Raw genomic sequence first — 22490 nt, forward strand, 5'->3', positions numbered from 1 at the left:
CGTCATCCGGGCAGGTCGTCCGGTCCCGGCACCGAGCCGATGGCCCGCTCGGCCACCTCGCGGCAGAGCAGGTACTCGGCCTCCTGGTCGACCTTCAGCATCAGCAGCAGGGCATGGGCGAGGGAAGCCTCCTCGAAGAGTTCCTGCTCGTCGGCGCTGCGGCGGTACTCGACCGGGGGCAGCTGATCCAGCAGCGGTCCGCGGTCGAGTCGTGGACGCCGCCTAGGGATGATCCGCATTCTCCGTGCGTTCTGCGGCACTTTCCTCCTCCGTCTCCTCCTGCGGCAGCAGGAACTCTCCGGTGGCCGTGATCATCCTGTGTTCCGTGCGTTGCAGGACCTCGGCCTGCTCGGCGTACGACGTGGCGACCTCGTCGAGCTCGCCGAGCCGCTGTCTGAAGTCGCGGACCGCCGGGTCCTGATCGGGCAGGTCACGGATGCGGGGGTAGACGAGCCGCTCGATCCGATGGCGCAGGGTGCTCATCCGGCGGCCCAGGTCCTGCGCCGTGGGCCTGCGGTGCGGCTCTAGCCCCGCCTCGGCCCCGCCGTCGTCGGCGTAGAGCGCGAACCGGTCCCGCAGGCGGCGGTATTCGGTCCGGTGGTGCGCAGCGACGCCCGGATCGGCGAGCAGCTCGGACACCAGGTGCAGGAAGCGGGCGAGGGCACCGCCCTGGCCTCCCAACTCGCGCTCCTTCTCCACCAGTTCGATCACCTCGGGCACGAGGATGCCCTTGGCGGTGCCCATCCCCTCCTCCAGGGTGGTGAGCGCGGTCTCGCGCTCACCCTCGTGCAGAGCGAAGTAGTAGCCCAGCAGCCCTTCGATCAGATGGCTGTCACCCAGCTCGGGGTCCGCGGCGCGGACCGCACGCACCCGCCGTTCCAGCTCCTGGCGTTGGACGCCGTCCGGCCCGCCGGATCCGGGCGGGCGCCCCTTCCATTCCCGCAGGAGGACGATCAGGTGGAGCAATGCCACCGGCGGACGCAGCAGCTTGCGGTACTCGGCCTCGCTGTCTCCTGCGCCCTCGGCGGGCCGCACGAGTTCGGCGGACAGCCCTGCCAGGCGCTCGCCGAGCTCCCTCGGCGTTCCCTCCGCCCAGTCACAGGCCAGGAGGCCCAGGTCCGCTTCCACGGTCGACGTGCCCCGCTGCTCGGCGCGCTCGCGTCCCTTGCGGAAGGCGGCCCGTGCGTCTTCCGCCCGTTGGTCGAAGGTCGACTGAATGCCCTTGAGCACATGGAGATTCTGCGCCGCCTTCGGGATCTGGTCGGTGAGTTCGCCCATGTCGCGGACCCGGTCGAAGTGGTGCAGCGCCCCGTCCATCTCGCGCCGCCGCCAGTGCGCGCCCGCCAGGTGGAGATGGGACGCGGCGGCGATACGGCGGCTGCCGGGTCGTCCGGCGAGCAGCTCGGCGTGCTCCTGGTAGATCTCGATGACCTGTTCGTGGTGGTCCAGGCGGGACTGGAGCCACATGGCCAGGTACGCGGTGTCCCCGTCGTGGCCGCGGGCCACGGCGATCGCCTCGACCGAACTGGCAGCGCCCCAGTAGCGGTCGGGGTCGTGGGCGCCGAGCAGGGCGCGGACGAATGCCCGCGCGAAGCGCGCGTCGGCCAGGTCCCGCCCCCGCGGTCCCGCGTCCATGACCCGGCTGAGCAGCCGGTCGGTCGCCTCGAGGTCCTCCCGGTCCGTACGGTCGAGACGGTCGAGGGCCTGGCGCAGTGGTTCCCTCCACCGGCGCGGAACGACGACGAGGAAGTAGCCGGCGCCCAGCAGGCACACCACCAGAAGGGCCCCGCAGATCACCACGAGCACGGACGTCGTCATGCCGGTCCTCCCTCGCGTCGGAGCGCGTGCAGCTGGATCTCCAACTGGGCGAGTCCCAGACCGGCTTCATGGACCTTCGCCGGGTCCATCGAACGGTTCTCCCGGACGTGCCGCAGGCCCTTCTTGGTCTCGGCGGCGACGATTTCGGCCTGCTTGATGCGGCCGAGCAGCAGGAAGGTCAGGGCGTAGTCGAGCATGAGGTCGAACTGCCACCACATCAGCGTGCTGCCGTCGTGCAGCCACTGGTGCGCGAACGCGTTGGCCTCCTCGATCCTGCCCTGCCGGATGAGGTGACCGGCCATGGCGTGGGCGTGGTCACGCCGCCGGGACGGGGGCAGCCGGTGGAAGGCCGTACGGACGGTCGTGTCGAGCCGGCGGGTGAAGGAACCGTCGATGGCGTCGGTGAGCAGTCCCAGGACGGCGGTCCAGAAGTCGCCGATGACCGAGATCTGCTCCGCGTACGCCTCCGCACGCGCGGAATCGATCTGCACGGCGCGGTCCAGCAGGGAGAGCGCTTCCAACGGGTTGAGCAGGTCCTTGTGGGCGATGTTCGCGGCGAGCATCAGCACGTCGTAGCCGGGTTCGTCGACCAGTACGGCGCGGGCCAGGTCGAGGGCCTGGCCGAACTCGCCGGAGCTGCGCAGGGCACGCATCGCGGCCAGCGGGTCCATGGCGTCCCGGGCGCGGGAGAGACGGTCGGCGAGCTCCGACGCGGCGGTGTCGGACGCCCGTCTCGCGGCACCTTGGCCGACCAGCTCCCGTAAGTCGTCGAGGACTTCCCTGATCGGCTCCATGGACTGCATCCACGCCGGCAGGCGGCCCGCGGACCGCTCCCCGGCGGCGGCCGCGGAGCACGCGGCGCGGTGCAGCATCCGCTCCGAGGTGTCCTCGGGGAAGGCGTCGAAGCAGCGCAGCGCGGTGACCGCGAGGGCGAACACGTCTTCCGCCCGGCCCGCTTCGGTTCGTCCGCACACCAGGGCCGGAGCGAGGTAGGTGGCCCGCTCCGGCCGGTCGAAGAGTTCGGTGAGCGAGGGCACGCCCCAGGAGGGCAGCGGCAGGAGCACCGGCCCCGCCTCGGTGAGCACGATGTCGGCGGGCATCGGAAGCAGGCCGAACCCGAGGGCCTCCCACCAGCGCGGTGCGGTGCGCAGGGCGGCGACGACGGCCGCGACCCGCCGGGCCGGGTCCGGATCCGTCAGGGCGTCGGTCAAGCTGCGCTGCGCAGCGGATTCATAGCAAACGACTTGGTACCAGCTGCCGTTGAAGGCGCGCTGGTCACCGTCCCGGCCGCCGGGAACCACGGGGGCCACGGCGGCGCGGCGCGGGCGGTCCTGCAGCTGACGCAGCTGGGCGCGCTGGTCCGCACCGAGCTCCGCGCGCGGGATCAAGCGGTAGTACCGCTGTCGTCCCGGGGCGCGGTAGAGCGTGCCCCAAAGGCCGACTCCGGCGTACTCCGCACCGAGTTCCCGAGCGATCAGCCCGACCGGCTCACCGGCGGGCGCTGTCATACGCGTCCTCGAGGCGGTCAGCGAGCGACTCGAGCTCCGCGACGGGGAGGCCGAGGCGCACGGCGGCCTCGAACTCGTTCAGGGCAGCCGTGAGCTCCGCGGGCACCGGGCCGACGGAGACCCAGTCCCCCACCTTCCTGAACAGCCGCCGGAACTCGGCCGGTACGTCGTCGGGGTCGACCCGCAAGCCCGTCCCCACAGCGCCCACCGGCGGCGGAACGGCGCCCGGGATCGCCGGGCCGTCGGGGTCCGGGGCCCAGGTGTCCCCTCCTCCGGGCGAGCGCCTCCCGGTGTCCGGCTCCGGCCCGTACAGGCGCAGCAGCCGCGTGCGGCTCTCGGCCATCCGGTCGACCTTGCCGATGCTGGTGCTCTGCTGGAAGGTCGCGTGGTACTCGCGGTTGACGTTGACGTGCATCACCTTCACCTGGAGCAGGCCGTTGACGTCGAGGGCGAAGCTGAGGTCGAACTGGTGATACCCCTCCGGCTGGGGCTCCATCTCGTCCAGGACGATCGTGCCGACCAGGGTGTTCTCGTACACGACCGGCGCCTCGCCTTGGTAGATGTTCACCTCGATGTGCCGGGCCTGGGGCGGGTTCGTGTAGCGCTTCACCTCCCGGGCCGGGATCTTCGTGCCGCGCTTGATGAGGGCGTCCGACCGCCCGTCCTGGACGCCGACTCCCAGCGTGTGCTCGGTGATGAGCGTGATGGAGAACCCGTCACCGTCGTCCTCCCGCTCGGCGGTCGGGCGGCTGCTCAGGTCGAAGCCCACGGACGGCTCGAAGCGGTGGGCGACGACCGCGGCCCCCCGGGCCACCAGGGTGTCGGGGTTGGCGTCCGCGCGGACGAACGCGTCGTCCCTGTCGAAGTAGTCCAGAAGCATCTGGCGCACTCGGGGGATCCGGGTGGAGCCGCCCACGAGAAGTACCGCGTTGACGTCGTCGCGGTGCACCTCCTTGTCCTCGCCGGCGAACCTCAGCGCCTCCTCGACCTGCTGGAGCGAGCGGGCGAGGATCGGCTGGATGAGCGACTCGAACGTGGCTCGGTCCAGGTCGAACGGCTCCGTTCCGTCGGCGAGGTCGACGGTCGCCGTGCCGCGCAGCGACAGTTCGCGCTTGGCGGCCTCCGCGGCCGCCCGCCACCGCAGATGCTCGTCGGGGGTGGCCGGCTCCTTGGCGGTCTTGCCACGGATCCATTCCACGACCGCCTCGTCGAAGTCGCCGCCGCCCAGCCGCTGGTCTCCCGCCGTGGCGATGACCTCGATCTGGTTCTCCCGGGTCTCGATGATCGATACGTCGAAGGTGCCGCCGCCCAGGTCGAAGACGAGGAAGACCTCGCGCTCGTCACTCGCCTGGTCCACGCCGTACGCGATGGCCGCCGCCGTGGGCTCGGGGATGAGCTGGCGGGGGTGGAGGCCGGCCAGCAGAGCGGCCTCCTCGGTTGCCTTCTTCTGGCGCTCGGTGAAGTAGGCGGGGACCGTGATCACCGCGTCGTGGATCTCACCGCCGAGCCCTCGCTCGGCGATGCGCTTCATGTGCATGAGGATCAGCGCACTGACCTCCTGCGGCCGGAGCCATTCACCGTGCAGCCGGACATGTACGGGGTCGTTCTCGGCGTAGGTGCCGGCCGCCTCGAAGCGGGCGAGCGAGTCCTCGGTGAAGACCTCCCCCATCTCCCGCTTGATCTCGATGATCGTCTCGCCGGCCGCCTCCCGGGCGGTGATGGCGTCCTTCGCGGGGTGCCCCACCATGAACCGTCCGGTCACCGCGTCGATACGGACCACGGACGGAGCGGCGGCGGCCCTGACCCCTGCCAGCTCCGGGTCGGCGACGATTTCCGGCGCGGAGTCATCGGGGCGGTAGGCCGCGACGGCGGAGTACGTCGTGCCCAGGTCGATGCCGACGACCCGGTGAAGTGCGTCGTCATGGGGGGCTGCAGAGCTCACGCGGTCTCCATGTCGTCCGTGCCGTCGAGGTCGTCCGTGCCGTCGAGGTCGTCGAGCAGGCGGGTGCGGGTGAAGTCACCGGTGAAATCCGTACGCGTGGTGTCCACGGGGTGACGGACGAGTGCACCGGCGTGCTCGAGGAAGGCTTCGACTTCGCGCCGCAGCACGGCCAGGCCGGTGACCCGGTCCGTGAAGACCGGCTCCCAGGTCGGTTCGAGCCGCATCAGGGAGAGCGGAGGATGCTCGGCATCGTGAGCGGTTCTTGCCGCACCGTTCGCCAGATTGACGGCGTGCGCCTCCGCCATCTCCGCCGCCCCGGCTCCACGGTCCTTGAGCCGTTTGTCGAGCCCGGCGGCCGCGGCGCGGAGTTCCTCGGCTGTCGCCTCGGGCGGCACGCCCAGCCGGGTGTAGGAGGTGGTGTGGGGCAGCACGAGCGGCAGGGCGAACCATGACGCAGCCGGTCGGTCCGGCCCTTCGACCGCGGAAAGATCGTCCCCCATGAGCGGCTCCTGGTGAGCGGGTCCCCGTGTGGCCCGGCCACGCGGGGCGGCCGAACTCCCCCACAACCCTAGGGGCAGAATTCCCCAACTGGCGATCCCTTGGGGCACATTGACCACCGGGGCCGGGGGCGCCCGCCGGCGCGCACCCGCTACCCGGCCCGGTCCGTCTCGTCCAACAACCCCGCATCATGCGCCAACAACGCGATCTGCACCCGGTTGTTGAGGTCCAGCTTCGTCAGGATGCGGGACACATGGGCCTTCACCGTGGCCACGCTCAGGTACAGCTCCGACGCGATGTCCGCGTTGGAGCCGCCGCGGGCGACGGCCACGGCCACCGCGCGTTCACGGTCGGCGAGGGTTGCCAGCCGGTCCAACGCCCGCTGTTTACGGTCCTGTTGGGGGTCGATGCCGGTGACACGGGTGATGAGCTGCTGGGTCACCGTCGGGGACAGGACCGGCTCGCCCGCCGCCACCGCGCGCACCGCCGCGACGATCTCGGCGGGGGCGGTGTCCTTGAGGACGAATCCGGCCGCGCCCGCGCGGAGTGCGCGCAGCACCTGTTCGTCCGCGTGGAACGTGGTCAGGACGATGACCTCGGGGGCGTCCGCGCGGCGGCGCAGTTCCTCCGTCGCGGCCAGGCCGTCCATCTGGGGCATGCGGATGTCCATCAGGACGACGTCGGGTCGCACCTCGCCGACGAGGCCCGCGACTTCGGAGCCGTCGCCCGCCTCGCCGACGATCTCGATGTCGTCCGCGCCGCCCAGCATGAGCGCGAGGCCCTTGCGGACCAGCGGGTCGTCGTCGACGAGGAGCAGCCTGATGGGTCGGTTCATGGGGTCCACCGTAGCGAGGGGGCGGGAGAGGAACGTGTCGGAATGCTCATGCGGGGAGCCTGATCCGCAAGGGGCCGCAGCCCATGCGGTCCGCCTCCGCCGCCACGTAGCGGGGAAGCAGCACGCGGATGTCCGCTTCCGCCTTCTTGTCGCCGTCCTCCGTACGGACGAGGAAGGTGGCCTCGCCCGTCGGGCACATCGCCTGGAAGAGGCCGAGGTCGGGGCGGACGAAGCCGGAGCCCTCGCCGTCGCCGGCGCCGCGCACGCGGGTGCCGCCGGTGTAGGAGAGGCGCTTGTAGAGGGCGGAGAGGCGGGGGTCCTCGACCGTCATGAGGCGCAGTCGCGGGTGGTCGAAGAGCACGTGCCGGTCGCAGGTGCGCACGGGGCCGCGGCCGCGCGTCACCAACGGGCGGTCGTAGTGGTCGGCCTCGCGGCCGTCGCTCATGCGCAGGCCCTTGATGCCGCAGACCGCGTCCGCCTTCTCGTCCTCGAAGCGCGGCGGGGCGGGGAGGTCCGCGGACGGGTCCTCGACCGTGGCCGAGCAACCGCGGTCCGCCATATAGCCGTTGACGAGTTTCACGAGGGTTCGGGCCAGGCGGGCGCGGGCGCCGGTCTCGACCTCCTGGTCGTAGACCGTCCAGCCCGTCTCCATGTCCACGACCAGGGGGCCGTCGCCCCGACCCGGCTTGCCCACGCAGCCCTCGGGGACCGCGAGCCACGCGCGCGTGTCCGAGACCATGCCGAGCAACCCGTCGCCGAGCGGCGTCATGCGCGCGGACAGATACGCGTCGGCCCACTGGTCGCTCGCGCCGCCGAACCGGGAGTCGAGCTCGTGCACCCGGGCGGTGACGCGGCGGCCGCGCGGGGAGGTGAGGACGCACTCCCCGGAGGGACCGGACGCGCCGATCGAGTCCGAAGTCACCGGTATCTCGGAGGTCTTGATGTCCCGCTTGCCCTCGAAGAGGTCCGCCACGTCGTCCTCGCCGAGCACGCCCCAGCAGGAGCGGTCCGGCGCGAAGGGGCCCGCGTCCGTCTGCCAGGCCACCCCCAGCCCGCCGAGCAGCGCCCCGGCGACGGCGGCGCCGATCGCGGGGCGGAGCCGGCCGCGGGTCAGGCTGCGCCAGTGCCACCAGGGGCGGCGCACCACCTCGGACGACGGGGCGGTCCCAGGGGGCGCCGCCTCGCCGGCCGCGGTCCCGGACGGCGTCCCCTCAGCCGCGGAAGCCGGGGAAACCGGGGAAGCCGCGGAAGCCGCAGAAACCGGGGAAACCTCGGGAGCCGCGGAAGCCTCGGAGCTCGTCTCGTCCGTGCCGGTCATCGGTCAGCCCCCTCGGGTGCCACGGGCGCGCAACCCAGGCGCTGCGCAACGGAGTTGGTGAAGGCGGCGAGGTAGCGCGTCGAGTCGCGTCCGCCGCCGATGAGCAGGAACGTCGTCGGACGTCCCGCGCACTCGGCCCGCGCGATCTCATAGTCGTAGTCGCTGACGCCCGTGCCGCGCCAGCCGCGCGCGAGCGCCTTGTGGCCCGTCGTCCCGTCGAGGAGCGCGGCGAGCCGTGGGGCGCGGACCATCAGGGCGTCGAAGATCCGCTCCTCCGGCAGCCGTCGCGTCACGGAGCGGCCGATCCGCGCCGAGCAGGACTGGACGTCGCGGGTGACGGCGCCGACCTGGTACTCCAGACGCATCGATGTCGCCTTGTCGAAGTCGCCGGTGAGGTTCATGCCCTTGATGCGGCAGGCGGCGTCGCCCTCCGAGAAGAAGTCTTCCTCGTCCTCCGCGAGCGAGGGCAGGGCGGAGGGGCTGCGCAGGGGCTTCCCCGCGGCGCAACCGGCCTGCTCCATCCCCTTGTTGGCGACGGACACCAGCAGCTCGGCCGCCGCGTCGGCGCCGCCCAGGTGCACGGAGCCGCCCGTGTAGCTGTCGCTGCTGTCGTTCGTGGTGTCCAGGGTGACCGCCGTGGGCCGGCCGTCCTCGCTGTCGCACCGCTTCGGCAGCACGAGCATCCCGTGGGTGCCGTCGACGGCGCCCGGCAGCCCGTCGGGCAGCGGCATCGCGCGGTCGCCGAGGTAGTCGGTGAGCCACTCCAGGCGCTGTGCGGCGTCCCGGGGCGCCGTCCCGTAGGTGACCTTGACCGTGTTGCGCTGTCGGCTGGTACCGCCGTCGTAGGCCGTCCTGCTCGACTTCAGCGTGAGCGTGCACTGGCCTTCCGGCCGCTTCGGGGTCGGCGCGGACTCCTCCGTCGTACGGCTGCGCCCGTCCTCCCCCTCGAAGCCCTCCTCGCCGAGGAGGTCCGGTCCGCTGTCCTGCTCCCAGGCGCCCCAGCAGTAGTGGTCCTTGGCGCCGAAGGGCCAGGTGTCCGTGGCCCAGGTGCCGAGTCCGGCGCCCGCGAGGAGCACCGCCGCCGCGGTGACGGCGGCCCCGCGGCGGGTGCGTGTCCGGCTGCGCATCCAAGCTCGTACGCCGGTCGGCCGATTCGGCATGTCCTGATCACTCTCCCCCGTGTGGCGGCCGATCGTATCTGCCGCCCGCGGTGCGTGATCAGGCCCCCCACGGCAGCCAGGCATCGACCTGGAATCCACCGTTCCGTCCCGGCCCGTGCTCCAGCCGGCCGCCCGCGAGCATGGCCCGCTCGGTGAGCCCGATGAGGCCCTGGCCCGAGCCGGGCACCCTCGGGACGTCGCCGGGGGGCGCGGGGTTGCGGACGGAGACGGTCAGGCCCTCGCCCGGGGCACCCGTGACACGGACGGTGACCTCGGCGCCGGGTGCGTGCTTGCGCGCGTTGGTCAGGGCCTCCTGCGCGATGCGGTAGGCGGTGCGGCCGAGGGCGGCGGGGACGTCCTTGGGGTCGGCGACACGGTTGTCGAGGACGACCGTCATGCCCGCGTCCCGGGACTCGGCGACCAGCGCGTCCAGGGCGGCGAGCGTCGGCTGCGGCCGCCCCGAGGACTCCGGCCCGTCCGGCCCGTCCTCCCCGCCCTCCCCCTCCAGCCCCCCGCCGCCGCGCAGGACGCCGATGACCTGACGCAGATCCTGGAGCGCCTCGTGCGCGCTCTCCCGGATCACGCCCGCCGCCCGGACGATCTCGGCCTGGGGCGCGTCCGGCCGGAACTCCAGGGCGCCCGCGTGCACGCTGAGCAGGGTGAGGCGGTGGGCGAGCACGTCGTGCATCTCGCGCGCGATGGCCTCGCGGGCCAGGCGCTGGGCCTGCTGGGCGCGGAGCGCGGCCTCGTTCTCGGCGCGCTGGGCCCGGTCGCGCAGGGCGATCAGGAGCTGGCGCCGGGAGCGGACGAAGAGGCCCCAGCCGATCACTCCGACGGTGAGCATGGCCGTGAGGATCAGCGAGGCCGCGTACGGCAGTTCCGGGTCGGGCCGCAGCCAGAAGAACAGCGGCATGATCGCGACGGAGATGCCGCCGAGCCACGCCGAGTAGCGGAACGGGCGGTGCACGGCGAGCGTGAAGAAGGCCACGAGGGCCGCACCGCCCGCGGTGTTGGAGACGAGGCTGACGAGGATCATCGCCACGGTCAGGCCGACCGGCCAGCGGCGGCGCAGCCAGACGGTGGCGCAGGCGAGGGCGCCGATGACCTGGTCCCAGTCGGCGAGCGTCTGGGAGATCGTCGGGTCCCGGCTGACCGCGTCCGCGTTGAGCATGCCGATGACGACGGCCCCGAGGAACAGGGTGAAGTCGACGAGCCAGTCCCGCAGGGTCCGCTGGGAGCGGCCGGTGCGCCCGGCCGCTCGGTCCGGGTCGAGCTCGTCGGCGACGGCCGACGGCAGCAGCCACCGGTTGCCGACCGCGAGCCGCTGTTCACTGGCCGCCGGGACGCGCTCCGGCGAGTTTCCACCCATGGTCGACAAATCTACGCAGCGCTACGCCGGTGCGGAGGCTCCCGGCCCCGAACGTCGACCAAAGTCGCGTGCCCCGAGACTTTCGGCGCACGGTCCGGCCCCGATCCTCGCCCGGCGGCCGATGCGTGGGGGAAGGGCGCCGGGCGAGGCTCGGGGCATGAAGAAACTGCTTGAGGGAATCGGTGCGCTCCTGCTCATCCAGGGCGTGGCCGCCCTGGTGCACCGGTTCGTCGACTGGGCCTGGCTGGACGACTGGGGTGTCGTGCAACGCCTCGGCTTCCTCGACGGCTACGAGCTGTACGCGGGCATCGCCCTGGTCGTGCTCGCGTTCGCCTTGTTCGCAGCCTCCGAGAACGTCAAGTCGTAGGCCCCCTACGGATGTTCAGCCCGGCCGAGCCCGTACGGACGTGCAGTCGGCCGAGCCCGTACGGACGTGCAGCTCGCGGAGCCCGTACGGGACTCAGCAGCCGCGGTCGACGAGGTCGAACGACTCGTAGTGGTCGGCGGTGTAGTAGTCCTCTTGGCTCTTCTCACCCGTGACGATGCGGCGCGCGCCCCGGTCGGGCGAGCCGGGGGTCTTGACCGTGTACTCGTGGTAGTAGCCGGAGCTCTGCTGCGGCAGGATCCCCTCGCGGTTCGAGAAGACGGTGCCGTCCTGCGGGTACGGGTACGGGCCGCCCTTCTCGATCAGGTCGAGCGTGTCGTGCGCCTGGGACGGCAGCTTGGAGTAGCAGATGTCGCCGACCGCGGTGACGGAGATCCCGTCGGCGGAGACCTCGTTGACGGAGATCGAGTGCGCGGCCGTGGCGGGGGCCTGGGCCGGGCTCGCGGTGGCGGTCAGGGTCGGGCCGCCGATCAGCAGGGCGGCGGCGAGTGCGGTGACAGCGGCTATTCGTGGGGGGATTCGCATGGGTCCAGTGTGACGCGCGTAGAGGTTGCCATGTCAACGTCAAAGACGTTCAAGTACGAGGAATTTTCCGGGAGTTAACCGCGCCCGTCCGGGTGAGCCCCGGGCCTGCGTGGAGTGTGTCCGTCCCTGCGGCGGACCGTGGTTGGTATCCACAAGATCGTTCCTTGTGCCCGGTTCCGCCTCGCCGTTGGCGTGCGTCCCGGTGCGCATCCCGTCTCGTGGAGGTCACTCATGTCCGCTCGTCCGCTTCTTCCGCCCCTTGCGCCCCTTGCGCCCCTTCCGTCCACCGCACCCGACTGCCGCCCGGGGAGGGCACGTGCGCGCCGCGCCCTCGCGACGGCCGCCGCCCTGGCCGCCGGTCTCGCCGGTGGCCTGCTGCTGCCGGGCGCCGCGCACGCCGCGGAGGCCACCTGCACCGTCAACGGCAAGGCGGTGACGTCCGAACACATCATGGGCACGGACGGCGACGACGTCATCGAGTGCGGCCAGGGAGTGCCCGCCGGAGCGGTGATCCACGCGGGCGCCGGCAACGACACCATCACCGTCACCGGCCCCCGGGGACGCTCGGGCTACAGCCCGGAGAAGGGCGGCTCCGGCAACGACGGCGAGGTGCGCGGCGGCCCCGGCGACGACACCATCAAGGTCACCGGCGGAACGGGCGGCGACCTGCGTGTGCCGAGCCTCAGCCACTCGCACGCGACCGTCACCGCGGACGGCGGCACGGGGAGCACCGGCACCGTCCTCGGCGGCAACGGCAGGGACACCATCACGGTCACCGGGGGCGAGCACGGCAACCGGAGCCGGCCCCAGTTCCGCTTCGGTCAGGGCGGCGACGCCGTGCACGGGGACCACTCGAGCGTCGACGGCGGCGCGGGCGACGACAGCATCCGCCTCGACTCACCCGGTGGGACCGGACTGGTGGGCGGGAGCAAGGGGTTCGGTGCGACGGGCGGACAGATGCGCGGCGGGCCGGGCGACGACGCCATCGAGATCGAGGGGTTCAAGGCGACCCGGTCCGCGCTCGTCTCGGGCGGCGAGGGCGAGGACGTCATCGCGCTCCGGGGCGTGAACGGCCTCGCCTCGCGGCTCGACGGGGGTGCGGGCAACGACCGCATCACCGTGCACGGCCGCAGCTACGGCAACGGCTACGCCAGCGAGATGCTCGGCGGCCCCGGCGACGACTTCCTCGGCGCGAGCGGGCAGGTCGCCGCGAACGACGGCCGCATGGACGGCGGTCCCGGCGTCAACAGCTGCCTCCTGGACGGCAAGAACAGCGGCGACATCGTGAACTGCCCGCGGCACAACTAGCACCGCACCCGGCCGGGCCGACGGGGCGAGAGGCAGCCGCTCGTCGCGGCCGCCCGCACGCCCTGACGCGGCCGCCCTCACGCCCCGGCGCGGCCGCCCCCGACGTGGTCGGACACGGCGACGACGAGGACCCTGGTGCCGGGCGCAGCGGCCCGCCAGCGGTGGCGCACCCCGCCGACGAGATAGAGGGTGTCGCCCCGGCCGAGCCAATAGGCGCGCCCCTCCGCCTCGACCTCGGCGGCGCCGTCCGCCACATACATCAACTCGTCGTTGGGGTGCAGGAATTCACGGTCCGCGTCCCGCTCTCCGGTGAACTCCAGGGCGTGCATCTGGTGGCGGCCGCGCACCAGGGGGCGCACCCCGGCGCCCGGCGTCAGGCCCGCGTGGTCGGTGGCGCGGACGACGTCGACCGTGCGGTCGGTGGCGTCGGCGGCGGCGAGTATCTCGACCGCCGTGGTGTTCAGGGCATCGGCGAGGCGCTGGAGGGAACGCATGCTGGGCCGGGCCCGCTCGTTCTCGATCTGGCTGAGGAACGGCGCGGAGAGACCGCTGCGTTCGGCGACCGCCGCGAGGGTGAGGTCGAGGGCGCGGCGGCGTCGGCGCACGGCGGCGCCGAGGCGCGGCTGCGGCGGTTCGTCCTTGTCGGGCATCGGTGCGTCTCCCTCCCCTGCCCCACCCTATGCACCCGCCGAGCACGGCTTCGTACGCCCGTCACACCGCTGACACACAAGCCCCCTAGCTTCTAAGGAGTTTGAGGAAATCAAAGAAACTTTGACACGCGAACTCGCGAACTCGATGAAGGGGACCCCGTGTCCACAGTCGACCAGAACCAGCGCCGCCGCCGGGGCACCGGCCTCATCGCCCTCGACCCCGCCGCCGCCTCCCCCGGCTACACCCTCTTCGCCCCGCTGACCGGCGACGGCACCGTGTACCTGGTGGACCTGCACGGCACCACCGTGCACACCTGGCACTTCCCGTACCGGCCGGGGCGCCACGCCCGCCTCCTCTCCGACGGGACCCTCGCCTACAACGGGGTCCTGCCGGACGAACCCGCGCTCTTCCCGATGTGGCACAAGTACCGGGGCGGCGTGATGCTGCGGGCCGCCCCGGACGGCACCGTGCTCGCCGAGTACCGCGACCCCCTCCAGCACCACGATGCACACCACTTGGAGGACGGCGGCATCCTCTACACGGGGATCGAGCCGCTGCGGGGACGGGACGCGGCCGCCGTACGGGGCGGGGTGGCCGGGTCGGAGGCCGAGGGCGGGACCGTGTGGGCGGACACCATTCAGGAGGTCGACGCGGACGGGGCCGTGCGGTGGTCGTGGCGGGCCGCCGAGCACCTGGACCGGGCGGACTTCCCGCTCCACCCGGACTACGCGCGCGAGCACTGGCCGCTCGTCAACAGCGTGACGCCGCTCGCCGACGGCAACATCCTCGCCAGCCTGCGCAGCGTCTCCGCCGTCGTCGTCATCAGCCGCGCCACGGGCGAGGTGCTGTGGCGCACCGAGCCGGGCGCCGTCTCCCAGCAGCACCACCCCACCGAGCTCGACGGCGGGCGCTTCCTCGTCTTCGACAACGGGGTGTTCCGGCCGGGGCACGACGTCCCGTACTCCCGCGTCATCGAGATCGAGCGGGCCACCGGCGCGGTCGTGTGGGAGTACCACGACCCGGCGCGCGAGTCGTTCTTCGCGCCCTTCATGGGCTCGGCGCAGCGCCTGCCGGGCGGCAACACCCTCGTCACCGACTCCCCTGCGGGCCGCATCTTCGAGGTCACCGCCGAGGGCTATCTGTGCTGGGAGTACGTGGTGCCGCACTTCGGCGGCTACGAGGAGGCGGAGGTCAGGAAGCTCTTCCCGGCCGAGCCCAATGCCGTCTTCCGCGCCTACCGCTACGCGGCGTCCCAACTGCCGTGGCTGGGGGCGCAGTCGTGACCGCCGCGCCCGCGGAGGCCACGGCGGCCGACGAACGCGTGCCGCTGCGCCGCCTGGTCCCCCTCGCCCTCCAGCACGTCCTCGCCATGGTCGCGGCACCCGTCTCCACGGTCTTTCTCACGGCGGGCGCGCTGCGGCTGCCGCCGGACCGGACCGCCGCGCTGCTCAGCACGGTCCTCGTCCTGAGCGGCGCCGGGTCGCTCCTCCAGTCCCTCGGGGTGTGGAAGTTCGGGGCCCGGCTGCCCTTCGTGATGCTGCCCGGCGGGGCGGCCGCCGCGCTGTTCCTGCAGATCGCGCACGACCACGGCCCGGCCGTCGCCACCGGCTCCGTCCTCCTGGCCGCCGCCCTGCTGCTGGCCGTGGTGCCGCTGTACGCCCGGGTCGTACGGCTCTTCCCGCCCCTGGTGATGGGCGTGACCGTGCTGCTGATCGGCGTCTCGATGATCCGGGTGGCGGCGCAGCTCATCACGGGTCCCGACGGATCGGCCGCCCCGAGCGAGGTGGCCCTCGCCGGCCTGACGGTCGCCGTGACCGTCGTCGCGTACCAGCTGCTGCGCGGGGTCTGGCGGCAGTCGTCGGTGCTGATCGGGCTCGCCGCGGGCACGGTGATCGCCGCGGTGACGGGGCTCGGCGAGTTCTCCCCGGCGGCGGGCTCCGGCTACGCGCTGCCGCACCTACTCCCTTACGGGGCCCCGGAGTTCGACCTGCTGGCCGCCCTTCCCCTGCTCCTCTTCTCCCTCACCACGCTGGCCGAGATCACCGGCCAGACCGTCCTCAACAGCGAGACCGTGGGCCGTGCACCGCAACCCGGCCGCGATGTGCCGCGGGTGGCCCGCGCGGACGCCCTCACCTCCGTCGTCGGCGGCTTCTTCGGTACGTCCCTGATGGTGACCAGCGCGGAGAACATCGGCATCATCCGCCTCACCGGCGTACGCAGCCGCTACGTCACGGCGGCAGCGGGCGCCCTGCTGGTGACCCTCGGACTGCTCTCACCGCTCTCCCGCCTGGTGGCGGGGCTGCCCCCGGCCGTGGTCGGCGGCTCGGCCCTCGTGGTCTACGCGGTGATCGCCGTCATGGGCGTGGAGATGCTGGCGCGAGCCGGGCTCGCGGACGGCCCGAACTCGATGGTCGCCGCGCTCGCCCTGGCGGCGGGCCTGCTCCCGGTGGTCTCGCCCGGCCTGTACTCGGGGCTTCCCGGGTGGGTGCGGACGGTGCTCGGGAGCGGGGTGGTGGCCGGGACGCTGGTGGCCGTGGTGCTGCATGCCGTGCTCAGGGCGGCGGATCGTGGCGCCCCTGGCGTCGGACTTCCGCACCGTGAAGTCCGACGCCCGTGACCGGTGTCCGGGGGTGGGGCCGGCACCCTTGGGGGCCCCCGGGGCACGTACACGTACGGAACGGACGGGGAGACCTTCGCTGCCGGGTACAGCACGCGTCAACGCCCGCGTGCCGGCCGTCGGTTCGGGGGCAAGGTCGGGAAAGCACCGCGGGCGCGTACCCGCCCCGGCAGAGTGGCTCTCCCCGACACGCCACGCACCGCCACATCATGGAGAGTCCACCGTTGACCACGACGCCCTCGCCTTCGTCCGACGACGCGGCCCCGTCCGGTGACCAGACCGTACCCGCCGACGATCGGGAAGCCTCCCGTGCGGCGGCGCCCCGGCGCCGGTTCGATCCGACAGTGGTGGTCGCTCTGATCACGGCCGCAGCGAGCGTCCTGGTCGCCGTGATCACCATCGCCTCCCAGGGGGGCGGCAGCACCGGCGGGAGCAGTGGCGGGAGCAGTGGTGACGCGAAGGCGGTGGCCACCGAGCGGAGGGACCCGGTCAGGCCGGTCAGCGCCGACCCGTACGCACAGGGCTGCGGCAAGGACTCCAAGCCCGTAGGTGGACCTGCCCAGTTGGACGGGGTCGGCACGGCCCGGGTGTATCGCTCCCCGGCGTGCGCCACGGAGTGGGCCGTGCTCACTGCCGGGGAGGCATCGGTGACGTTCTTCCTGGAGAAGAGGGGACAGTCCACAGCGAGTCAGCGGGTGTGGGGCACGGTCGACGGGGTCCGGCACACGTATCCGCCCAACGACCCCGTACCCGCCCACGCCGTCGACGCACTGCACACTCCGATGGTCCCCGCCACGGAAGACGTCACGGCGTGCGTGGCCACCAAGGGGTACACCCTGAGTTCCGACGGCAAGAAGGCATGCACCGGCTACCAGTGAGCCCGGCCGGTGACTGAGGGCCTGACCCGGCCGGTCCGGGCCCGGCCCTCAGTCACCGGCCGGGCTGAACCGCCGCCCCCAGGCCGTCCCTGCCAGCACCAGCACTCCGCCCAACACCCCGACCACGCCCAGCCGTTCACCACCGAGCGCGATGCCCGCCACCGCCGCCCAGAGCGGTTCCGTACCCAGCAGGAGACTCACCCGGGACGGGGACGTCCTGCGTACCGCCCACATCTGCACGAAGAACGCGAAGAGCGTGCAGAAGACGGCGAGGAAGGCCAGGCCCGCCCACTCCGCCGCCCCGAAGTCCGCCGCCGCCGACCACGGCGGCGCACCGGTCCCACCGGCCGAGAGAAGCCCGAACACCACGACGGCGGCGCCGAGTTGGACCGTGGTGAGGGACAGCGCGTCGGCGCCCCGCACACTCCGCAGCCGCGCCATCGCCAGCACATGCACCGTGCGCGCGAGCGCGGCCAGGAGGATCAGCAGGTCGCCCGAGGAGGGCCTGGTGAATCCCGCGCCCTGGGTCAGGAGGACCACCCCGGCGACCGAGAGCCCGGCCGCCGCCAGGAAGGCCCGCGACGGGCGCTCCCTGCGCACCGCCGCCTCCGCAAGGGGCGTGAAGATCATGGTGAGGCTGATGATGAGGCCCGCGTTAGTCGCGGAGGTGTGCACCACCCCGTATGTCTCCAGGAGGAAGATCCCGCTCAGGACCAGCCCGAGCAGCCCCGCACCGCGCCACTGCGCCGCACTCAGGCCCCGCAGCCCCCGCCACCCCGCCGCGAGCAGCACGGGCAGGATCAGCCCGAAGCGCAGGATCAGGACGGCGATGACGGTGTGCGCGGTGGTGACGCCCTTGGCGGCGAGATAGCTGCCGCCCCAGGCCACGGCGACCAGAAGCACCGGCAGATCGGCGAGCCAGGCACGGCGGGGCGCGAGGGCCCCGGAGGCACCGGGTGCCGCGAGCGTCGACACGAGAGGGGTCTCCAACCGGTCGTGCGGTGTGGAGACTTCGGCGGCTCGCACGGGGAGCGATCACCGTAGCGGGACGTGATCGCCCCCGGCCAGAGCCGTCTCACAGGGCGGGCCGCCGCCGCCCCGCGCCGTCACGCGTCGGGCCCGTAGTTCCCGTACGTGGGACGGCCCGCGCTCTCGTACGACGTGATGACCACGCCCGAGGACGTCAGCCGGGACGCGGTGGTCCGGAACGCGGTGGGCAGGCCGCCCTCGCCGAACAGGCGCAGTCCGCTGCCGAGGACGACCGGGAAGGTCACGACGTGCAGCGTGTCGACCAGGTCGTGGGCGAGGAGGTGGCGGGCGACCTCGCCGCTGCCGTGGATCTGGAGTTCGCGGCCGGGCTGCTCCTTGAGCGCGGCGACGTCCTTGGCGAGGTCCTCGCGGCCGATGACGCTCGTGCCGTCCCACGAGGGGGTGGCGAGGGTGGTCGAGGCGACGTACTTGGGGCGGGAGTTGAAGCGGTCGGAGATCGGGTCGCCGCTGACCTTGGGCCAGTACCCGGCGAAGATCTCGTACGTACGGCGGCCGAGCAGGAGACCGTCGAGGCGCCCGACGAGCTCGTGCACGAAGCCGAGGAACTCCTCGTCCCCGTACGGCACCGACCAGCCGCCGTGGGCGAAGCCGCCCCTGTTGTCCTCGTCGCGACCGCCGAGGCCCTGATAGACGCCGTCGAGGGTGAGCTGGGTGATGAGGGTGAGCTTCATGATGTGTGCCCTTCTTTCTGTCCACCTGCGGAGTGACCTGCCGTAGTACCGACTCCGCCCGGGCCCGGAACTCATCGCGATCTCGGTGTCCGTTTCCCGCCAGCGCCGCTGTCGCCCCGCCGCTGTACTTGAACTCACAACAGCAAGAGAGCAACACGGCAGTTCAACGCAGCAACGCACCACAGGGAGAAGACATGAACGGCAAGGTCGCACTCGTCACCGGTGGCAGCCGCGGCATGGGCAAGGCGATCGCGCTGCGCCTGGCCCAGGAGGGCGCCGACGTGGCGATCACCTACGTCAACAGTGAGGACGCCGCCCGCGAGGTCGTCGCGAAGGTCGAGTCGATGGGGCGTCGCGCCCTGGCGATCCGCGCCGACGCGGCGGACGCCGGGGACGCGGCAGGCGCCGTGGAGCGCGCCGCCGACGACCTCGGCCGCCTGGACGTCCTGGTGAACAACGCGGGCATCGGCGTGCTCGGCCCCATCGACAGCCTGACGCTCGCCGACGTGAACCGGGTGCTCGACGTCAATATCCGCGCGGTCTTCCTGGCCTCGCAGGCCGCGGCCGGGCGCCTCGCGGACGGCGGCCGGATCATCTCCACCGGCAGCGCGCTCGCCAAGTACGCGGGCGGGCCCGGCGGTTCGCTGTACTCGCTGAGCAAGTCGGCGCTCATTGGCATGACCAAGGCCCTGGCCCGGGAGCTCGGCGGACGCGGCATCACCGTGAACCTGGTCCACCCCGGCGCGATCGACACGGACCTGAACCCGGCCGACGGCCCGTACGCGGAGCCCCAGAAGGCGGCCACGGCGCTGGGCCGCTTCGGCTCGGTGGACGAGGTGGCGTCCCTGGTCGCGTACCTGGCGGGCGAGGAGGCCGGGTACATCACGGGCGCGGAGCTGGTGATCGACGGGGGCCACTCCGCGTAACTCACCCGGCGGCAGGGGCGATCCGGCCGCCGGTCTCGGATCCACAGGCCCGGTGCTGATCTCTCAGCACCGGGCCTGACCTGTTGCCGCGTCGGCGCTATCGGGGCGCGATCTCAGCGATCAAGGCTTCGACCCTTCGCCTGATGTCGTCGCGGATCGGACGGACGGCCTCGACGCCCTTGCCCGCGGGGTCGTCGAGCTGCCAGTCGAGGTACGTCCTGCCCGGGAAGACGGGGCAGGCGTCGCCGCAGCCCATCGTGATGACGCAGTCGGACGCCTGGACGGCCTCGGCGGTCAGGACCTTGGGAGTGGCGGTGGCGATGTCGACGCCGACTTCCCGCATGGCCTCGATGGCGGCCGGGTTGACCTCGTCGGCGGGCAGGGACCCGGCGGAGCGGACCTCGACGCGGTCGCCTGCGAGGTGGGTGAGGAATCCGGCGGCCATCTGGGAGCGTCCGGCGTTGTGGACGCAGACGAACAGGACCGAGGGCCTGGCGGGTTCAGGCACGGGCGGAGCCTCCCGGGCGGGTCAGGATCCCGGCGAGCTTGTCGGTCGTCTCCGGGAGCAGCCAGTAGTAGACCCAGGTGCCGCGCCGTTCACAGTCGATGAGTCCGGCCTGGCGGAGCAGCTTGAGGTGGTGGGAGATCGTCGGCTGGGAGAGGCCGAAGGCCGGGGTGAGGTCGCAGACGCAGATCTCACCGCCCTTGCGCGAGGCGATCATCGACAGCAGCCGGAGCCGCACCGGGTCGCCGAGCGCCTTGAACACCTTGGCCAGCTCGACCGCCTGCTCCTCGCCCAGCGGCTCGGTCAGCAGACCCGGGCAGCAGCCCCCGGCGGCGTCCTGACCGAGCACCACCAGCTCTTGTTTCGACATTCCTCTATGTTGACGAACTTCGATCCAAGACGCAAGCTTGCATCGAGAGTCATCGATACAGGCCGATCAAGCCACTTCAGACCGTCCGCCCTTCCCGCCCTTACCAGTCCAGGAGGCATGCCATGCCCGACCAGTCCACTGACCTGCGCGCGAACGACCTGCGCGAGACCGTCCGCGAGCGCTACGCCGCAGCCGCCGTCCAGGTCTCCGAGGGCGGCACCGCCTGTTGCGGCCCCCAGGCCATCGAGATCGACGACACCTTCGGCTCGACCTTCTACGCGGCCGACGAGCGGAACGCCCTGCCCGCCGAGGCGGTCGCCGCCTCCCTGGGCTGCGGCAACCCGACCGCCGTCGCCGACCTCCACGAAGGCGAGCGCGTCCTGGACCTCGGCTCCGGCGGCGGCATCGACGTCCTGCTCTCGGCCCGCCGCGTCGGCCCGACCGGCAAGGCGTACGGCCTCGACATGACCGAGGAGATGCTCCAACTCGCCCTGGCCAGCCAGAAGAAGGCGGGCGCCACGAATGTCGAGTTCCTCAAGGGCACCATCGAGGCGATCCCGCTCCCGGCGAACACGATCGACGTCGTCATCTCCAACTGCGTGATCAACCTGTCCACCGACAAGTCCGCGGTGTTCGCCGAGATGTTCCGCGTCCTGACGCCCGGCGGCCGCATCAGCATCTCGGACGTCGTCGCCGACGACGAACTCGCCCCGGCCCAGCGGGCCGAGCGCGGGGACTACGCCGGCTGCATCGCGGGCGCCCTGTCGTTCGCCGAATACCGGGACGGCTTGGGCGCGGCCGGGTTCACGGACATCGAACTCGCCCCGACCCACGCCGTTGCCGACGGCATGCACTCCGCCGTCGTCCGCGCCACCAAGCCCGGCGGATCCTCGCCCCGCTGAACCGCGAAACGGACGCTCAGCCTTCCTGGAAGTCCGCGGCCAGGGCGCACAGCTTCCAGCCGTCCTTGGTCTTCGTCATGGTGCCGTTGTAGTCGATGTCCTTGACGTAGTTGCGGTACTTGGCGGGTACGCCCGTGAACGACTCGTGGACGAGCATCGTGGCGCTGGTGGGACTGGTCTGGGCGATCCCGACGACGGTGTTGTGGAAGCGCACCTTCTTCTTCCAGGGGCCCAGGTTCGGGTCGTAGGCGGGGGTGAACTCGGAGACGAGCTTGTCCACGTCGCCCTTGATGCGGTCGCAGATGAGGGCGTCGACCTCGTCCCACTTCTCGGCGTTGGCGCCGTCGATCAGCCGGTGGGTGGCCTGGACCAGGGCGGGGTCGGCGCTGCCGGACGACGGTGTGCCGACGGGGGCGTCCGGGGCGTTGAACACCGGTGGCGGTGCGGGCAGTTCGTACCCGGCGGGCACGTGCCGCTTGAGGGAGCGGCGCCAGCTGCCGTCCTTGATCATCTGCTGGATCGCGGTCGTGATCCTCTGCTGGAGGGCGGCGTCGCCCTTCTTCAGGCCGACGCCGTAGCGCTCGCGCGTGAAGCGGTGGCCGACCACGCGCAGCTCGCCCGGGTGCTGGGCCGCGTATCCGGCGAGGATGATGTCGTCTGTGGTGACCGCGTCCGCCTTGTGGCGGAGCAGCGCGTCGACGCACGCCGAGTAGGTCTCACGGCTGATCAGGCGCGTCTTCGCGGCGAAGTCCCGCTTGATCTTCGCCGCCGAGGTGGAGCCGGTGGCGGTGCACACCGTGCGGCCGTTGAGGGAGTCGGGCCCGGTGATACCGCGGGTGCCGGCGCGCACCAGCAGGTCCTGGCCGGTGGTGAGGTACGGCCCGGCGAAGGTGACGCGCTGCTTGCGCTCGGCGGTGATCGAGTAGCTGGCGACCGCGAAGTCGACGGCGCCGCTCTCGATCATCTCCTCGCGGCGGTCGGACGGGGCCTGCTTCCACGTGATGTGGTCCGGCGTGACCCCGAGGGACTTGGCGATGTAGGTGGCCACGTCCACGTCGAAGCCTTCGGGCGTCCTGCCCGGACGGTGCACCGCGAGTCCGGGCTGGTCGTACTTGATGCCGATGGTCAGGTGCGCGGGAGCCGGGGCGGCGGCCGGGACAGCGGCCGGGGCGGCTCCCGTGTTCAGGGTGAGGCACGCGGCGGCGGCGAGGCCGAGCGCGGCAGCGGTCAGGGGCATGCGGGATCTCATGAGGG

22 protein-coding genes and 1 pseudogene are annotated in these 22490 nt (G+C 72.3%); 7 read left to right on the forward strand and 16 right to left on the reverse strand.

Annotated features, from left to right (window positions below; all coding sequences use genetic code 11):
• Window positions 1-2 precede the first annotated feature (2 nt).
• From ACFWYM_RS01675 to ACFWYM_RS01715, 9 genes are all read right to left on the reverse strand, one after another.
• Window positions 3-239 carry a hypothetical protein gene (locus ACFWYM_RS01675; RefSeq protein ID WP_384828747.1) on the reverse strand — a complete coding sequence of 79 codons (237 nt, stop codon included), beginning with the start codon at window positions 237-239 and terminating at the stop codon, window positions 3-5.
• Window positions 223-1818 carry a hypothetical protein gene (locus ACFWYM_RS01680; protein ID WP_384828749.1) on the reverse strand — a complete coding sequence of 532 codons (1596 nt, stop codon included), beginning with the start codon at window positions 1816-1818 and terminating at the stop codon, window positions 223-225. Before ACFWYM_RS01680 ends, ACFWYM_RS01675 begins: the two co-directional genes overlap by 17 nt.
• Entirely contained in the window at window positions 1815-3326 is a 1512-nt protein-coding gene (locus ACFWYM_RS01685) for a hypothetical protein (protein WP_384828751.1), read from the reverse strand. The genes ACFWYM_RS01680 and ACFWYM_RS01685 overlap by 4 nt, the downstream gene beginning before the upstream one ends.
• On the reverse strand, window positions 3307-5268 hold the full coding sequence (locus ACFWYM_RS01690; RefSeq protein ID WP_384828753.1) for an Hsp70 family protein: 1962 nt from the start codon (window positions 5266-5268) through the stop codon (window positions 3307-3309). The genes ACFWYM_RS01685 and ACFWYM_RS01690 overlap by 20 nt, the downstream gene beginning before the upstream one ends.
• Window positions 5265-5768, reverse strand: a complete 504-nt coding sequence (locus ACFWYM_RS01695; RefSeq protein WP_384828755.1) for a hypothetical protein — start codon at window positions 5766-5768, stop codon at window positions 5265-5267. Before ACFWYM_RS01695 ends, ACFWYM_RS01690 begins: the two co-directional genes overlap by 4 nt.
• A 149-nt stretch (window positions 5769-5917) precedes the next feature.
• A complete protein-coding gene (locus ACFWYM_RS01700; protein ID WP_384828757.1) occupies window positions 5918-6601 on the reverse strand; it encodes a response regulator in 684 nt (227 codons plus the stop codon).
• Between the two features lie 46 nt (window positions 6602-6647).
• Window positions 6648-7745 carry a hypothetical protein gene (locus ACFWYM_RS01705; RefSeq protein WP_384828759.1) on the reverse strand — a complete coding sequence of 366 codons (1098 nt, stop codon included), beginning with the start codon at window positions 7743-7745 and terminating at the stop codon, window positions 6648-6650.
• Window positions 7746-7915: 170 nt separating this feature from the next.
• Window positions 7916-9046: a hypothetical protein gene (locus ACFWYM_RS01710; RefSeq protein WP_384828761.1), complete on the reverse strand. Its 1131-nt coding sequence runs from the start codon at window positions 9044-9046 to the stop codon at window positions 7916-7918.
• 91 nt (window positions 9047-9137) lie between these two features.
• On the reverse strand, window positions 9138-10448 hold the full coding sequence (locus ACFWYM_RS01715; protein ID WP_384828763.1) for a sensor histidine kinase: 1311 nt from the start codon (window positions 10446-10448) through the stop codon (window positions 9138-9140).
• A 157-nt stretch (window positions 10449-10605) separates the two neighbouring features.
• On the opposite strand from ACFWYM_RS01715, the gene ACFWYM_RS01720 reads away from it, so the two are divergent.
• Window positions 10606-10815, forward strand: a complete 210-nt coding sequence (locus tag ACFWYM_RS01720; RefSeq protein WP_384828765.1) for a hypothetical protein — start codon at window positions 10606-10608, stop codon at window positions 10813-10815.
• A gap of 93 nt (window positions 10816-10908) precedes the next feature.
• On the opposite strand, the gene ACFWYM_RS01725 is transcribed toward ACFWYM_RS01720, so the two are convergent.
• Entirely contained in the window at window positions 10909-11358 is a 450-nt protein-coding gene (locus ACFWYM_RS01725) for a ribonuclease (RefSeq protein ID WP_384828767.1), read from the reverse strand.
• Between the two features lie 231 nt (window positions 11359-11589).
• Between ACFWYM_RS01725 and ACFWYM_RS01730 the strand changes: the two genes are divergently transcribed.
• The gene (locus tag ACFWYM_RS01730; protein WP_384828769.1) at window positions 11590-12666 is read left to right on the forward strand and encodes a hypothetical protein; all 1077 of its coding nucleotides are present in this window, start codon (window positions 11590-11592) and stop codon (window positions 12664-12666) included.
• A 77-nt stretch (window positions 12667-12743) separates the two neighbouring features.
• Here the strand turns inward: ACFWYM_RS01730 and ACFWYM_RS01735 are convergent, their stop codons facing one another.
• Window positions 12744-13316: a helix-turn-helix domain-containing protein gene (locus ACFWYM_RS01735; protein ID WP_384828771.1), complete on the reverse strand. Its 573-nt coding sequence runs from the start codon at window positions 13314-13316 to the stop codon at window positions 12744-12746.
• A gap of 159 nt (window positions 13317-13475) precedes the next feature.
• On the opposite strand from ACFWYM_RS01735, the gene ACFWYM_RS01740 reads away from it, so the two are divergent.
• From ACFWYM_RS01740 to ACFWYM_RS01750, 3 genes are all read left to right on the forward strand, one after another.
• Window positions 13476-14600: an aryl-sulfate sulfotransferase gene (locus ACFWYM_RS01740; protein ID WP_384828774.1), complete on the forward strand. Its 1125-nt coding sequence runs from the start codon at window positions 13476-13478 to the stop codon at window positions 14598-14600.
• The gene (locus ACFWYM_RS01745) at window positions 14597-15934 is read left to right on the forward strand and encodes a uracil-xanthine permease family protein (protein WP_384828776.1); all 1338 of its coding nucleotides are present in this window, start codon (window positions 14597-14599) and stop codon (window positions 15932-15934) included. The genes ACFWYM_RS01740 and ACFWYM_RS01745 overlap by 4 nt, the downstream gene beginning before the upstream one ends.
• A gap of 224 nt (window positions 15935-16158) precedes the next feature.
• Window positions 16159-16812: a hypothetical protein gene (locus ACFWYM_RS01750; RefSeq protein WP_384828777.1), complete on the forward strand. Its 654-nt coding sequence runs from the start codon at window positions 16159-16161 to the stop codon at window positions 16810-16812.
• A 48-nt stretch (window positions 16813-16860) separates the two neighbouring features.
• Here the strand turns inward: ACFWYM_RS01750 and ACFWYM_RS01755 are convergent, their stop codons facing one another.
• Both ACFWYM_RS01755 and ACFWYM_RS01760 read right to left on the reverse strand, forming a co-directional pair.
• Window positions 16861-17787, reverse strand: a complete 927-nt coding sequence (locus tag ACFWYM_RS01755) for a DMT family transporter (RefSeq protein ID WP_384828836.1) — start codon at window positions 17785-17787, stop codon at window positions 16861-16863.
• 131 nt (window positions 17788-17918) lie between these two features.
• The gene (locus ACFWYM_RS01760; protein WP_384828779.1) at window positions 17919-18533 is read right to left on the reverse strand and encodes a dihydrofolate reductase family protein; all 615 of its coding nucleotides are present in this window, start codon (window positions 18531-18533) and stop codon (window positions 17919-17921) included.
• 194 nt (window positions 18534-18727) lie between these two features.
• Here ACFWYM_RS01760 and ACFWYM_RS01765 point away from each other — a divergent pair, with 194 nt between their 5' ends.
• Complete coding sequence (locus ACFWYM_RS01765; protein WP_384828782.1) at window positions 18728-19459, forward strand: SDR family NAD(P)-dependent oxidoreductase; 732 nt, start codon at window positions 18728-18730, stop codon at window positions 19457-19459.
• A gap of 97 nt (window positions 19460-19556) precedes the next feature.
• Here the strand turns inward: ACFWYM_RS01765 and ACFWYM_RS01770 are convergent, their stop codons facing one another.
• The gene (locus ACFWYM_RS01770; RefSeq protein ID WP_384828838.1) at window positions 19557-19904 is read right to left on the reverse strand and encodes a phosphotyrosine protein phosphatase; all 348 of its coding nucleotides are present in this window, start codon (window positions 19902-19904) and stop codon (window positions 19557-19559) included.
• A gap of 48 nt (window positions 19905-19952) precedes the next feature.
• A pseudogene (locus ACFWYM_RS01775) lies at window positions 19953-20334 on the reverse strand (ArsR/SmtB family transcription factor); the annotation flags it as partial.
• Between the two features lie 122 nt (window positions 20335-20456).
• Here ACFWYM_RS01775 and arsM point away from each other — a divergent pair.
• Entirely contained in the window at window positions 20457-21236 is a 780-nt protein-coding gene (arsM, locus tag ACFWYM_RS01780; protein ID WP_384828784.1) for an arsenite methyltransferase, read from the forward strand.
• Window positions 21237-21252: 16 nt separating this feature from the next.
• On the opposite strand, the gene ACFWYM_RS01785 is transcribed toward arsM, so the two are convergent.
• The gene (locus ACFWYM_RS01785; protein WP_384828786.1) at window positions 21253-22485 is read right to left on the reverse strand and encodes a glutamate ABC transporter substrate-binding protein; all 1233 of its coding nucleotides are present in this window, start codon (window positions 22483-22485) and stop codon (window positions 21253-21255) included.
• Window positions 22486-22490 lie beyond the last annotated feature (5 nt).

It is taken from the genome of Streptomyces sp. NPDC059009 (assembly GCF_042740175.1).
Classification (GTDB): domain Bacteria; phylum Actinomycetota; class Actinomycetes; order Streptomycetales; family Streptomycetaceae; genus Streptomyces.